11 protein-coding genes are annotated in these 14,001 nt (G+C 45.2%); 6 read left to right on the forward strand and 5 right to left on the reverse strand.

Annotated elements, in window-relative coordinates; genetic code table 11:
- Window positions 1-33: 33 nt before the first annotated feature.
- From QUA16_RS13530 to QUA16_RS13535, 3 genes are all read right to left on the reverse strand, one after another.
- On the reverse strand, window positions 34-1,359 hold the full coding sequence (locus QUA16_RS13530) for a J domain-containing protein (RefSeq protein ID WP_333181168.1): 1,326 nt from the start codon (window positions 1,357-1,359) through the stop codon (window positions 34-36).
- Window positions 1,360-1,572: 213 nt separating this feature from the next.
- Complete coding sequence (locus tag QUA16_RS36910) at window positions 1,573-1,728, reverse strand: transposase (protein ID WP_445252164.1); 156 nt, start codon at window positions 1,726-1,728, stop codon at window positions 1,573-1,575.
- A gap of 165 nt (window positions 1,729-1,893) precedes the next feature.
- The gene (locus QUA16_RS13535; protein ID WP_333181169.1) at window positions 1,894-2,061 is read right to left on the reverse strand and encodes a hypothetical protein; all 168 of its coding nucleotides are present in this window, start codon (window positions 2,059-2,061) and stop codon (window positions 1,894-1,896) included.
- A gap of 359 nt (window positions 2,062-2,420) precedes the next feature.
- Here QUA16_RS13535 and QUA16_RS13540 point away from each other — a divergent pair, with 359 nt between their 5' ends.
- Window positions 2,421-4,400: a CHASE2 domain-containing protein gene (locus QUA16_RS13540; protein WP_333106483.1), complete on the forward strand. Its 1,980-nt coding sequence runs from the start codon at window positions 2,421-2,423 to the stop codon at window positions 4,398-4,400.
- A gap of 23 nt (window positions 4,401-4,423) precedes the next feature.
- Here the strand turns inward: QUA16_RS13540 and QUA16_RS13545 are convergent, their stop codons facing one another.
- The gene (locus tag QUA16_RS13545) at window positions 4,424-5,083 is read right to left on the reverse strand and encodes a response regulator transcription factor (protein WP_333106482.1); all 660 of its coding nucleotides are present in this window, start codon (window positions 5,081-5,083) and stop codon (window positions 4,424-4,426) included.
- A gap of 155 nt (window positions 5,084-5,238) precedes the next feature.
- On the reverse strand, window positions 5,239-5,505 hold the full coding sequence (locus QUA16_RS13550; protein ID WP_333106481.1) for a hypothetical protein: 267 nt from the start codon (window positions 5,503-5,505) through the stop codon (window positions 5,239-5,241).
- Window positions 5,506-5,897: 392 nt separating this feature from the next.
- On the opposite strand from QUA16_RS13550, the gene polA reads away from it, so the two are divergent.
- The 5 genes from polA to QUA16_RS13575 all read left to right on the forward strand — a co-directional run bounded on the left by polA (window position 5,898) and on the right by QUA16_RS13575 (window position 13,748).
- Complete coding sequence (gene polA, locus QUA16_RS13555; protein ID WP_333106479.1) at window positions 5,898-8,984, forward strand: DNA polymerase I; 3,087 nt, start codon at window positions 5,898-5,900, stop codon at window positions 8,982-8,984.
- Window positions 8,985-8,995: 11 nt separating this feature from the next.
- Window positions 8,996-9,568 (forward strand): thermonuclease family protein, encoded by a 573-nt coding sequence (locus tag QUA16_RS13560; protein ID WP_333106477.1) that lies wholly within the window; start codon window positions 8,996-8,998, stop codon window positions 9,566-9,568.
- Window positions 9,569-9,614: 46 nt separating this feature from the next.
- On the forward strand, window positions 9,615-10,613 hold the full coding sequence (locus tag QUA16_RS13565; RefSeq protein WP_333106475.1) for a hypothetical protein: 999 nt from the start codon (window positions 9,615-9,617) through the stop codon (window positions 10,611-10,613).
- Between the two features lie 188 nt (window positions 10,614-10,801).
- Window positions 10,802-11,323: a hypothetical protein gene (locus QUA16_RS13570; RefSeq protein ID WP_333106474.1), complete on the forward strand. Its 522-nt coding sequence runs from the start codon at window positions 10,802-10,804 to the stop codon at window positions 11,321-11,323.
- 709 nt (window positions 11,324-12,032) lie between these two features.
- Window positions 12,033-13,748: an ATP-binding protein gene (locus QUA16_RS13575; RefSeq protein WP_333106473.1), complete on the forward strand. Its 1,716-nt coding sequence runs from the start codon at window positions 12,033-12,035 to the stop codon at window positions 13,746-13,748.
- The last annotated feature ends 253 nt before the right edge of the window (window positions 13,749-14,001 follow it).

Raw genomic sequence — 14,001 nt, forward strand, 5'->3', positions numbered from 1 at the left:
CAACTGACAACTGACAACTGACAACTGACTAATTCAAAAGATACGATCGCCCAACCAACTTCCCAGCCACAGCCCAAAACCGGAAGTAGCCACCAACAGGATAACCGTGTAAAGCCCGCTGCTGGTGTGGATCAACCTTTCTGCGGCTACCATCCGGGCCACAACTCCAGCAATAATGCCGATCGCAGCCCAAGCCCCATAAACAGCCTTAGATCCGGCGATAGCCAAAGCTTGGACGAGATCCCCCGAACCCGCCCCAGCAAAAACCCCCGCCCACGCCCCAATCCCCAGCCCGATCGCACCTCGGAGCCCGACGGGGCCGCCAGAATTGACGCCTAGTTCCGTCGCCAGCCCGCACATCAAGCCGACAATCGCCCAACACACGGCCGCCACCAACGCCTTAACCCAATTCCCAGAAACCGTTCCCGCCATCAATCCCACCACTGCCACCACTCCCCCTACAGCCAAAACAGCAGCCACAGCCCGATACTGGGCCTCGGAACTGGCGATCGCCCCCAAACCAGCCCCAACTGCTGCCCAAGCAGCCCCTGTGACCCTTCCTCCCGCCTGAAAACCAGCGATCGACCCCCCCACCGCCCCAGCCAAAACTAACGCCGCCAGCCACACTCTAGGCGTTGCCGAACCCTCCGCCAGCAAAATCGCGGCCCACAGCCAATCTGCACCGCAGATTAAAGCCCACATCCACAGCGGGGCCGCTGATTTCGTCAAAATCCAACCGGTCAAAGCGTAACTCGCCACAGCGATTGCCAGCGGCCACCAAGGGAAGCTTGAATAGTGTTGAGATGGCCGCACTTCCCTCGGCGGGATTCGTGGTTTTGAGTATTGAGTTGAAAATTCTGTTTTCCTTCTCGAAGTAAGCTTTCGATAGTTTTGAGATGGCCCTGCTTTCCTCGCAACGATTCGCCCTGGTTGCTTTGTGCCCCGCCACGCTGGGCTATTGTGAGTGGTAAATCGTTTCTTGCTTGAAGAGTTTTTTTGAGTTAGAAATTTTTTGGAGGCGGCTTTTGGGCGGGTTTGACGGCGCTGGGAACCAGGCTTGGCGGCTGATTTTGCAGAACGCCTTCTCAGCGGCTTTTCCGGCGCAGGGGGCGGTGGCTGCTGAAACTGTTGTTCGATCGACCTCGATGATTCAGACTGACTCAGAAACAAGACCAACTGCTGGTAAGCTTCATTAATTTCTGTTAATCGTTGTTGAGCTTTTTGTTGCAGCCTGTCGTTGTGGGCAAACCGATCGGGATGCCACACAAACGCTAAATCCCTGTAAGCGCGCTTAATTTCTTCTAGGGAACTTCCCGGCTCAATTTCGAGGATTTCGTAGCATCGATTAATGTCAGCCATAGGCTTCGGGCAGGTGTTGGTAAATTCGCGTGAAGCGAAGCTATCCCGTAGGGAATCGTACTTAACATCTTGTACTATTCTCAGCCAAGCTGCACAGTCAAGCGATTTGAGATTTGAGATTTGAGATTGGGACTTACACATCACAACCTTCTGAAACCGGGTTTTTTACCGTTTCTGCGAGCTGTAACGAAGTATGATGCAAAAAGCCCGGTTTCAGACCACCCGTGCGTTTACCGCTTGCGAGTCATAGAAGATAACATCCAAGATTTCTCTCTTTGACAGAGTAGGCGGTCTGGTTTTCTTGTTTCGGGGTAATAATGGCTCGATGAGTTCCCACTCTTTATCGGTTAAGCTGCGAGAGTACGACATTTTTTTCAGATATTAGCTCATCATCAGAGAACCCATTTGGGTTCTCTAAGCTTTACAGCTATTTAGGTGTACCTCACCAAACCGTGAATTGCTATATACTGGAGAAGAAAATTCGCCATCAAAGGCCAATGTCAGAATTGTACTATTGAACTAAGAATAAATGGCTCATGCTTCCTTTTGCATCGGGAGCATCTCATATTTGTAAAAATACTTCTTCTGGCTCCTTCCTTCTTCTGGCTCCTTCCTTCTGCCTCTTTCCTTCTGCCTCTTTCCTTCTGCCTCCTGCCTCCTGCCTCCTGCCTCAAAACTCCAATTTCTAGCGGAGGGCTGCAAAGGTGAGATGCTCCCTTTTGCATCTCGTATTGTATGCCAAACTTTACTTTTATTGAGCCTGTTAGATAGATATCCCAGCCACAGCAACCTAAGTCTGGATTGGTGCTGGACGAATTACTGATGGTATTGGACAAGGAGGCTCGGTTAAACTGAAACTATAAATTGACGGCAATAATGTCCGCTCAATATACGGGTTTCATTTTAATGGTACTATCTATGATTGAACGATTAGTACAAAATTGGCTCATGGGCGGTTGAGACAGTGTTCACAATATTTGTGTGTAACTTTAAACCGAATCCGAGCCAAGCCAACAATTTTATATTGACTGCACCGAACAAATAAATAATAGAAACATCGAATGAACACTATCAGATATCGGCAAGCAATAGGTATTGGCTTAGTAACTGCTTGGAGCTTGTTTTACTGTGCAGTATCTAGCAACTTACCTATGCTCAATAAAATGGAACTCGACATTCAGGATCATCTAATACGAATGCATAAACCAGGGCTTATGCCAAAAGAAATTCTACTGCTTAAGATCAAGCAGCCTGCCATTTTAGGATATAACTTTCATAACTTATATAAACTGAATACTTTCTATGCTATTTTAGTGAAAAGCTTAATCAACAGTGGTGCAAAGCTTGTAGTCATAAATTTGCCTACTCAAATGAGCCAGTACATTGAGCTTGATACAGATCCTCAGTTAGAACATCCCTTTCAAGAGTTGATTAGTAAATATTCAAACCAGATTGTTTTGGTGGCTCGTCCAAGTAACTTACCCTCAGAAAATTCAGTCATAAATGATTATCATAATTTACTTCCTTTCGATAAGGAAAGTATAAATCCCTCTATTCCCCCAGAGCAGATAGTAAGTTACTTCAGATATGCAGCACATCCACAAAGCTTAGACAGCCCAGCTCGAAAAGCCGAGCTATTTTCCAATTTTAGCTATGAAGATGATCCAGATATTAATATACATCATAAGGTGAAATCTGTGGCAACGATGGCCTTAGAAAAATTCTATATCAACTCAGGAAATCTCAAAGGTTTTCAAGATCTTACAAATTTACAAACTCTTTTATCTTTTCAAATGAACTTCTGGGGCCCTGCTGATACATTTCCTAGTATTGATATTCATTTTCAATGTCCTTCCTCTCAGCTAGAGATAGAACACTGTAATCCTTCCTTTGACCCCCAATCTCTTCAGAAGATCCATGATAAACTTGTATTAATCGATCTTCCCGAAGGGAAAGGATTTGAAACCTATCGACAACTATCTCCTTTTGGGGAGATGTCTGTTGCAGAAGTAGAAGCTAATCAAATAGCTAGTTTGATGACCCATTCATTTCTGACAAGAATCCCGAATTGGTATGACTACATCATCACAACTTTGGGTCTTGGCTTCATAACCCTATATATACTTAGCCCCGGCAAAAAGCATAAACTTATACCTGTTCATCTGCTGGTTGGCTGGCTTCTTCCGATATTGGTAGGAAGCTATGTAGCTTTAAGTTTTATCTTGTTCTATCAAGGGTTAATCCTTCCATTATCCATCCCAATCTTAGGTTGGGTTGGAACAGGTTCAGGTGTAGCCATTTATTCAATTCTCAGGCAGTCTATCCAACAACAGCAGAAATTAGCTGAGCGACAGGCTGTTCTTTTGCAATCGCGGAAACTCCTCCATCGAGTCGCAACAGACATTCATGATGGCCCACTTCAAGAACTCAAATTGGCTATGGATAGTATTGAACTTCTAGCCCTCAGTCATCCATCTCCCCTGATGAACTCAATCTTAGATCGATTAGAAGCAGTTGGGCTTGCGCTTCGCAATCAGCTCAGCAGCACACGCACAATTGCAGAAAAGCTAGAGATTACACCAGAGCTGCAATATGGACTGGATCGGGGGATACACCAATGGCTCCAAAAACTGATTAACTCAAGAGAATTAACCTTGAGTGTCAAAGAGCATCTACAACCCCTGCGAGAACCCAAATCTGATAGTGCTTGGATTGATTCGAGAGAGGATATATTTCGCTTTTTTCGAGAAGCGATCGCTAATGTGATTCGCCATGCCCAACCTCCAAACGGATCGGCAACGCAAGTTTCAGTCTCGCTTACTCAAAAAGATCATCAGTGCCGATTAGCGATCGAGAATAATGGAACTAGCCTAACCCCTATCTTATTAGATATTACTCACAAAAAACGTCGTAGTGGTGGATATGGCACTAAACTGATGAAAACTATTGCCGCTGAGATACCAAATGGGGCTTGGCAAAGGATTTCATTAGAAGAAGGTGGGATGCGGGTAACACTTGAATGGACGATGGACACCCCATAAGATGATAACAAAGAAGGGTATAACTACCCGATTAACCTACGTTTAATTGCCTCCATGCAAACTGCGATTCTGGTATTAGTAAGTTGACCATCAAGCTGATCGACATTCAGTTTTGCTTTGAGACTCTGGACGTAGTTCTGAGCTGTTTTGAGGGATATATGCATCCGCTCTGCAATTGCCTGATCCGTAAGGGCTTGGTTGCATAACAAGTCCAGTACCGTTCTATCCTTATCAGTCAATGGCATTTCGTTCATTAAATTACGAGGAATCTTACACTGTCCAGCTAAAGCACTACGACCTCCTTCTAGAAAAGCATTCCGTCTTTCCATTTTATTAACGACAGCAAATCCCCCTTGATGTTCAAATATTTGCTTCAGGACTTGCCTTAAATAGCTGGGTTCGCTGGTATAGACGAGAACATTTAACAGAGGGTGACGCTCAAAAATGTGGTTGAGTAGCGCTAAACCTGGCTTGGCTGACTCCTCGCCTGTCAAAGTCCCAAATTGTAAGTCAACTACTACTAAATCTATGTTCTCTTGCTTGAGTTGCTCAATCCCCTCTTCAGGGGTTTCCTGAATAATGCAGGAACACTGAGGGTCTATCATCCTCAAAAAATCACAATTATTGTGACCGACTTCAGGGTGATCCTCAATGACCAGAAAGCGTTGTGTTTGAGAACTCATAGTTTGACCGCCATAACTCTTTTATCATTTCTTCAGCAGACTCGTTTTCACGACTATTTAGACTGCCTATAACGTGAGCTTTTACTGATAATGATAATCATGAGGGGAAAGGCGAGGGCTACTCGCCTTTTCTCTCCCTCCTCTATTGTATAAGTCTACAGAGTTACAATTTTGGCTTTATAACCTTTATGCTCTAGTTTTTGAACCTGTTTGTTAGCAGCTACACGAGTTCGGAAAGTTCCAGCATTTATCCATTTTTTTTGATCGGCGCGGTGATACTGGACGCGGTATTCATGGTGACGTTGGGATTCAAGCGCAACTTTTGTTGTTGGCTTCATAGGCTGAGCATTGGCTTGGAGGGGAACAGCAATGCCTAGCCCAAGGGTAGCTAGAGAAATGAGCGTAACCATTACCTTGTTCATGATTCAGACCTGTTTGTAAAGTTGATAGTTTTATTCTGTCATTCAAGTCTTCCGGTTGATAGGGGAGTAAGCGCAAATAATATTGCGTGTTTACGCAAGTCCGTTCAGGAAACGACTTAGAAGGAGAGCGATTTTTTTCGGGGGAGAGGGGGGCAATCAGGGGTTTGAAAAATTAATCATCCCAAAGACCTTGTAGACAAACCTTTTGAGAGATTTTACTCGCTCGCGTAAAATCGACGCAGAATAGCAAGAATCGTGGCAATTGGTCTGACTTACCCAGATATCTACTCCATACTCCACTGTTTTTTGGCATTACAAGAGTTGGTGCAAAGATGAGCTACTTCAAAACATCAGACATCCTTCTGCTATAGCTACAATGAGAAAATACTTTCGTGCGATCGGGATCTGTGTCTGTGTCGGAAAATCAAGCACCCACCTTCATCTTAGTTGACGGTCACTCCCTGGCCTTTCGCTCCTACTTCGCCTTTGCCAAAAGTCGAGACGGAGGCTTGCGAACTACGACAGGCATTCCCACCAGCGTCTGTTTTGGCTTTCTCAAGTCGCTGCTGGAAGTTATGGCCGCCCACGATCCCCAGTACATGGCGATCGCCTTTGACCTCGCCACACCCACATTTCGCCACGAAGCAGACGACACCTACAAAGCCGGTCGTGCCGAAACTCCCGAAGATTTCATCCCCGATATCAAAAACCTGCAAGAACTCCTCAGCTATTTGAATTTACCTGCAATAACTGCTCCGGGCTACGAGGCCGACGATGTTTTGGGAACTTTGGCAAACAAAGCCAGCGCGGCCGGTTATCAGGTCAAAATCCTCACGGGCGATCGAGATTTGTTTCAATTAGTAGAAACCGAAAAACAAATCAGCGTATTATATTTGAGTACCGATGAACTCAGGCGATCGGGCAAAGGCAAATCCCAAGAATACGGCCCGGAAGAAGTCAAAGCCAAACTCGGCATTTTGCCAGAACAAGTAGTAGATTACAAAGCTTTGTGCGGCGACAAATCCGACAACATCCCCGGAGTCAAAGGCATTGGCGACAAAACCGCCCTGCAATTGCTGGAAGCTTACAATTCCCTTGATGGAATTTATGCAGCCATCGACGAGATTAAAGGAGCAACTAAGAAAAAGCTAGAAGAAGGCAAAGAAGCTGCTTATCATTCTCAACGCATGGCGACAATTGTCCAAGACGTGCCATTAGAAATCAACTTAGAAGATTGCCAGCTTATAGGTTTTGACGAATCAGCCTTGATTCCCATGCTGGAAAAGTTGGAATTTAAAACATTTTTAAGCAAAGTTAAACAAATTCAAAAGCGTTTTGGTGGCGTCGAAGAGAACGAAAAACAAGAAGAACAATCCTCGTTCCCCGGCTCTGCCCGGGAACGCATATCCAGAGGCTCTGCCTCGTCGGAAAACAGCCTAGAACAGCCATTGGAGGGTGTAGAAAAGCCCTTGGAACAGGGCGGGCAAGATGCCCACCCCACAATAGATAAGCCACCTCCAACTTCTGAAAGTTCAGAAGAAAACGCCTTATCCTTTTGGAGTCATGATGATACCAAAGCCGCCCAGCAAGCAAACAAATTACCCATTAAACCCCGAATAATTCAAACAACCGAACAGTTAAACGAATTAGTCGAACTGCTGCAAACCTTCACCGACAAAGCCTCACCCGTGGCGTGGGATACCGAAACCACCGCCATCGAACCGCGAGACGCCGAATTAGTCGGAATTGGCTGCTGTTGGGGAACCGGTGAAGAGGATCTCGCTTACATTCCCACGGGACACAAAACGGGCACAAACTTGGACAAAGCCACAGTTTTAACTGCTTTGCGTCCGATTTTGGAAAGCGAGAATTATCCCAAGGCGCTGCAAAATGCTAAGTTCGATCGATCGATCCTGCGCTGTCAGGGCATCAAACTAGCCGGAGTCGTCTTCGACACCATGCTAGCCAGTTACGTACTCAATCCAGAAAATAGCCACAGCCTCAGCGAATTGTCAAAGAAATACTTAGGCATTGTTGCCCAAACTTACAATCAATTAGTACAAAAAAACCAAACAATTGCTGACATCAGCATTGGAGAAGTAGCTAAATACTGCGGCATGGATGTTTACACTACATTTCAGTTAGTAGGTAAACTTAGAGCAGAATTGAAGGAAGCTGATAAAACTAGCTTTCCCCGAAAAACTTTGGAGGGGTTATTGCTGGAAGTAGAACAGCCCCTAGAACCAGTTTTAGCAGAAATGGAATATTGTGGAATTCGCATTGATTCAGCATATCTGCAAGAACTATCGCAACAGCTAGAAAAGAGCTTAAAAGAAATAGAAGAAAAAACTTATCAAGCAGCCGGGAGAAAGTTTAATTTAGGTTCGCCGAAACAACTCAGCGAAATCTTGTTAGAAAAAATCCCGGATGAGTTTCAGAAAAAGTCTCGCAAAACTAAGACAGGATACTCTACAGACGCCGCTGTATTGGATAAATTGCAAGGAGACCACCCGATTGTAGACGATTTATTAGAACACCGAACATTATCCAAGTTGAAATCAACTTATGTCGATGCTTTGCCACAGTTAGTGCGTGCGGATACCGGGCGAGTGCATACAGATTTCAACCAAGCTGCAACTGGTACGGGTAGGCTTTCTTCTTCCAATCCAAATTTACAAAATATTCCCATCCGAACCGAGTTTTCGCGGCAAATTCGCAAAGCTTTTTTACCGGAGTCAGGTTGGCTGATGGTGTCGGCTGACTATTCTCAAATTGAACTGCGAATTTTAGCTCATTTGAGTCAAGAACCGGTGTTAATTGAAGCTTATCAAAATAACCGAGATGTGCATACCGTGACGGCTCAACTGCTGTTTGAAAAGGAAGAAATAACTCCCGATGAAAGACGGTTTGGGAAAACGATTAATTTTGGGGTAGTTTACGGTATGGGGGCGATCAAGTTTGGGCGATCGATGGGTAAAACTTCAGCAGATGGCAAGGAATTTATTCGCCGATTTAACGAGCGTTACAGTAAAGTTTTTGAATATTTGGAGAAGGTAAAAAAAGAGGCGATCGCCCTCGGATACGTTACCACAATACTCGGCCGCCGCCGTTACTTAAACTTCGAGAGCGAAAGCCTCCGCGACTTAAAAGGCCGCAATCCCCAAGACATTCACTCCGATCGACTTAAATCTCTCAGCAGAGATGACGCCCAATCTTTGCGCGCCGCAGCCAACGCTCCGATTCAAGGCTCTAGTGCTGATATCATTAAACTTGCCATGATTGAAGTACACAAAATATTGCAAAACTATCAGGCGCGGCTACTGCTGCAAGTTCACGATGAATTAATCTTTGAAGTACCTCCCTATGAATGGGAAGAATTGCAGCCTAAAATTAGAAGTGCGATGGAAAATGCTCTGCCACTTAGCGTACCGCTGATAGTTGACATCCACGCTGGGCAAAATTGGATGGAAACTAAATAAAACAGAGAAATATGAGCCAACTTAAAATCGCCATTTTCCCAAAAATAAAAACCTTAAGTGCAGTTGCTCTGCTATTGCTACTATTCGGGTGTCCACAAAAGTTAGCGCCCAACAACTATGTTGTCAAGCGAGTCAGCGACGGCGACACCCTTGTCGCCAGTGATGCCGCCGGGAAAGATATCAAAGTGCGTTTTGCCTGTGTAGATGCACCGGAAGTCGCGCACACAAATGCTGAGAAAAATAGCAAAGCAGCAGCCAATAAAAATCAATTTAAGTGGGGAAATCTAGCGTACCAAAGAATGCAGCAGCTAGTCAAACAAGGGGGCGGGCGCGTTGTTTTGACTGTCACTGATACTGACCGCTACGGCCGCAAAGTTAGCGAAGTTCGCTTGCCCAACGGCACATTTGCCCAAGAAGTTTTGACCCGCGAAGGATTAGCAATGGTTTACCGTCCTTACTTGAAAAATTGTCCGAGTGCAAGTATTCTGGAACAAGCCGAAGCCGAAGCTAAGAAAAAGCGCCGCGGTGTTTGGGGAGATTCCAAGTTTGTGCCAGCGTGGCAATTTAGACAGAACGGCAAATGAGCGAAATTTTGATTTTCTGGTAATTGTTCTTTATCTAAGAATCCCCATGTTAGAAATCACCGTAAAAAACAACGCTCTCTGTTTCGGTAAACACTTCTCCCTGAATTTTCAACGCACTTTGCGGATACCCGACGACGGTAAAACCTATCCCTTACCGCCGGGATTAGGCGAGTTTCCCGTCTGCAAAGTTGATGACTACATTTCTACAGTACCTGAAACTTGGAAAGAACACGGGGGCGTGTTTATTCCCATGTATCAACGGGAAGCTTTGTGGATTTATTTTAGAGGCGTTGATTGGCGGCCCAATGCTGTTAAAATTGCTGTTGGTAAAATCAATGCCGTTTCAGGCAAACCTTGGCAGCAAAAACTGCAAGCTAATGACCAAGATTATGTCATTTGTCCCGCTCAACCCTGGTTAGATGGTATCAATTCTGGTGAAGGTTACATCCGCCAATTTGTTGCTATGCCTCTCGGTATGGGTTACACTGTCGAAGGACAAGTAACTGGTAAAGAAGAATTTGGCGGCATTCAAATCATTGTATTCGATCCGAAACCAGGGTTATTTCCAGAAGAACCGCCGCCCTCACAATTACTGAGAGGTAGAGGCTTTAGTGATTTTGCACCTATCGATTGTATCGCCTTGGGTGGTGCGGAAATGGGATTAGCAGCAGGTGGTAAAATGAAACAAGAAATTTATCCCGATCGTTACGGTATCAACACCTGGGACGAGACAAATTTCGGCAGAGTTTACGTCCACATTGTTAATAGCATGATGTATCGGGAAATCACTGGTAAAGAACCGCCAAACACGCCCATTACTGCCAAAAGTTACAATCAATACGGTCTTCCTTGGTTCGACCTTTACGACGAACAAAAAGGAGCTGTCGCACCCTCAAGTATCCTTTCTCAAGTCAAGTCTGTCAAAGAGATGGACGAAAATCAGGGATTTGCACCGCAGCAAGACGATACATCTGTTGACATTCCTCAAGCACAAATTAAAAAGCTCAAAGTCGATCCCGATGGAGTCAGAGATGGCAATTGGTAGTCTACTAGCAGAATCTCGATTGTATATAGGGACAATTAATCAATTGCCTTTGTAAATAGACAGTGCTGCATCAGGCCTGCTAAATTAGACACTACCTGTCGCAGTAAGGCGCGCCGAGACGTACCCTACCGATAGATTCTTTGTGCAAATCCAATCAATTAGCAAAAAATTAACCTTAAGGGACATCAATGAATTTCAAACATCTGGTTATTTCCGGCATGGCTCTGCTCCTCGGTACTGCAATCGTAGGAAATGCTATTGCTCAAGAACTGACCAACGACCAAAAAACGGTTGTTTGTCGCTTGAAAACCGAAGTTGACCAGCGGAAAGGCAACGGTCAAAAATTAGTATTTGTGCCGTTGCTGGGCCAAGTTCGCAAGCAAGTTTCATCTCCTTTTAGAGCAACACTGCATCCTAATGTGGAGTATGTTTTTGTTGCCACTTGCGACGGAAATTGCCAGGATTTAAACCTAGCTCTCAAGGATGCAAGCGGTCAGGAAGTCGCTGTGAGTCAAAAAACAGGCGAACTGGCGTCAATCTCTTTTACTCCCCCATCCCAAGGCGAATATCAAATCACTGCTAAGCCTGGGGAATGCACGACGGCAGAAGGTTGCAGTTACGGCCTGGGAATCTTCGTTCCAGCAAGTGCTAGCGTACCTAATGCTTCAAGAATTCCTGCTGAGATAGCACAATTTCGACTTTGCCAGTAGGGGAACAGCGATCGAGTTGTGGGTTGCGAGTAGAGTAGAGTTTTCAATCAGAAATCTAACTCATAACTTGCAACTTATAACTCGCGACTTATATCGCAACCACGCCTGACGGTGAGTAGGTTATTAATGACTTCAATTATCTGAAACCATGCCTTTGACCACCAATTTCAAAGGTGGTACCCGCCACGTGATTTATCCGTGGAATCAATCCCAAATCGAAAATCGAAAATCAGAAGAGCCCCCGCATTTATCCGTGGGGTCGCCTCTAAAATCTAAAATCTAAAATCTAAAATCGATTGACCGAAAGCATCCAGGATAGAAGCCCCCGGATTCATCCGTGGGGTCAAGGCTTCAATTCTTTAATCTAAAATCTAAAATCTAAAATCTAAAATCGATTGACTGGTTCTGCCTTCTTGCTTTTTTTTACTCTGAGTGACTTGCCCAGCCCTTCGACTTAGCTCAGGAACCGCGACTTGCCCGATCGCATCGCCGAAGGGAAGGGAGCCGAAGGCAGCCGAAGAGCGTTATTCCTTCTGCTATAATTTGTTACGCATAATTCCTGCAAACTCTCAAGCCGATCGAGCTGTGGAACCCTGCAAAGACCCAATAATTGCCGAAAGCTGGCCCGAAGCCAGAACTTTATTTACCCTCGGGCAGGCATCAATTAGAATATAGATGGTGCCTCTCAAAGGTGACGAGTACATTGCCCATGTCTTTAACCTTAGCTTTGAAAAATCAACTGCAGAACCGTCCTCAAATAGGGTTGAAAAGTCTGTTGGGCCGCTTAGGTATCAGGCAGAAAATCGGCTGCGGATACGCCTTGGTCATTGGTATTGCGGTTTTGGGTGCTGTGGCGGGACGGGGAGTAGAATCCTATCACAAACAGCAAGTTAGAGAAAAACTAGCGCTCGACCGAGATAAAGCGGAAATCCTGACAAACCTCAACAACACGGTGCAGGAAGTCAGAATTCAGCAGCAAGAGCTCGCCAGTCTGACGGCCAAACCGCAAATTTTCGATCGCCAACGCTCGGAATTCCTGACTCGCGTTGCTCAGATGAGCGGCATCCTCGAACAACTGCAAACCTCGTCGCCGACGAAGAATCCCGATATTGCCCAAGACTACGAACTGCTTCAACAGTTCGCTCAAGCCAACGGCAAAACCGTAGAATCCTACTTTCAACAAGTACAAAAATTGTTGGCTGCTGCCAAATTATCTGCTTTGAATCCGCAACAGCAGCAGGCTTTGGGGCGGAATTTGAACAATTTTGTGGCGGGCGAAACTGCTTTGAAACTCAAAGAGTTTTCCGAGGATTCAGCCCAACTGGCCGGCAACTTTCGCGATAAAGCAGACGAGGCATTGAGAACCTACGAAAATGCCGAAAAACTCGGAACTCTCATTATCGTTTGCTCTCTCTTGATATCAGGTGCGATCGCAGCAATTCTAGCAGCATACACCAGCGGGGCGATCGCTCGCTCCTTAGAAGCCACCACCCTCATCGCTCAGCGAGTGACAGAAGAATCTAACTTTGACCTGCAAGTACCAGTCACTACTTCCGACGAAGTGGGAATGCTAGCAATTTCCCTCAACGAACTGATCCAAAGAGTAGCCGAATACACAGAAGAATTGCACGAAGCAAAAGTAGCCGCCGAAGCTGCCAACCGCTCGAAAAGTGCATTTCTCGCCAACATGAGCCACGAACTACGCACCCCCCTCAACGCCATCATTAACTACAGCGAAATGCTGCAAGAAGATGCTCAAGATTCCGGTTCAGAAGACTTTCTCCCGGACTTAGAAAAAATTCAAACCGCAGGCAAACACCTGTTAGATATGATTAGCGATATCCTCGATATTTCCAAAATAGAAGCAGGTCACGTCACCCTTTATTTGGAAAACTTCGACGTGGCAACGATGATTGAAGAAGTGATGACTACGGCTCAACCGCTAGTAGAAAAAAAAGGTAATGCTTTAGCACTGAAAACCAAAGGCGAACTCGGCACAATGTACGCCGATCAACCGAAAGTGCGGCAAATTCTCCTTAATTTGCTCAGCAATGCTGCCAAATTTACCGAAAAAGGCGTCATTACTATCGGCGTGGAAAGAATTAAAATTGAAAAATCAAGACCGGGGAAACAAAATAAAAATAATGATATTCAATCGGGTTCAAGCTACACTTCTCAAGTTGTAATATTTCGAGTCAGCGACACTGGCATCGGCATGACAAACGAGCAATTAGAGCAGATATTTAAACCTTTTACCCAAGCGGATGCTTCGACTACCCGCAAATACGGAGGGACGGGTTTGGGATTGACAATTAGCCAGCGTTTGTGTCAAATTCTTGGCGGCGAAATTAGCGTCGAAAGCGAAGATGGGAAAGGTTCAACTTTTATTGTCAGTCTCCCGGAACGGGTAGTGATGCAGGCATGAAGTCAATCGATTTTAGATTTTAGATTTTAGATTTTAGATTTTAGATTAAAGAATTGAAGCATTGAACCCACGGATAAATACGTTCGGCAAGTTTCATCGGATACAGGTTTTTTATTTCTGGACGGATGAATCACGTGGCGGGTATCTTGGATGCTTGATTGTCAGGCAATATCTGGATTTTGACACGGATATACGGATTAATTATTGAGCATTTGTCAATAGTCAGGAGGCAGATATTCAAGGAAAAAGAAAG

The organism is Microcoleus sp. S13_C3 (genome assembly GCF_036700905.1).
GTDB lineage: Bacteria > Cyanobacteriota > Cyanobacteriia > Cyanobacteriales > Microcoleaceae > Microcoleus.

Coding starts and splice junctions, on each gene's coding strand:
- QUA16_RS13530 (WP_333181168.1), bottom strand. CDS start 1,359: ATGGCTGACATTAATCGATGCTACGAAATCCTCGAAATTGAGCCGGGA.
- QUA16_RS36910 (WP_445252164.1), bottom strand. CDS start 1,728: ATGTCGTACTCTCGCAGCTTAACCGATAAAGAGTGGGAACTCATCGAG.
- QUA16_RS13540 (WP_333106483.1), top strand. CDS start 2,421: ATGAACACTATCAGATATCGGCAAGCAATAGGTATTGGCTTAGTAACT.
- QUA16_RS13545 (WP_333106482.1), bottom strand. CDS start 5,083: ATGAGTTCTCAAACACAACGCTTTCTGGTCATTGAGGATCACCCTGAA.
- QUA16_RS13550 (WP_333106481.1), bottom strand. CDS start 5,505: ATGAACAAGGTAATGGTTACGCTCATTTCTCTAGCTACCCTTGGGCTA.
- QUA16_RS13560 (WP_333106477.1), top strand. CDS start 8,996: ATGAGCCAACTTAAAATCGCCATTTTCCCAAAAATAAAAACCTTAAGT.
- QUA16_RS13565 (WP_333106475.1), top strand. CDS start 9,615: ATGTTAGAAATCACCGTAAAAAACAACGCTCTCTGTTTCGGTAAACAC.
- QUA16_RS13570 (WP_333106474.1), top strand. CDS start 10,802: ATGAATTTCAAACATCTGGTTATTTCCGGCATGGCTCTGCTCCTCGGT.
- QUA16_RS13575 (WP_333106473.1), top strand. CDS start 12,033: ATGTCTTTAACCTTAGCTTTGAAAAATCAACTGCAGAACCGTCCTCAA.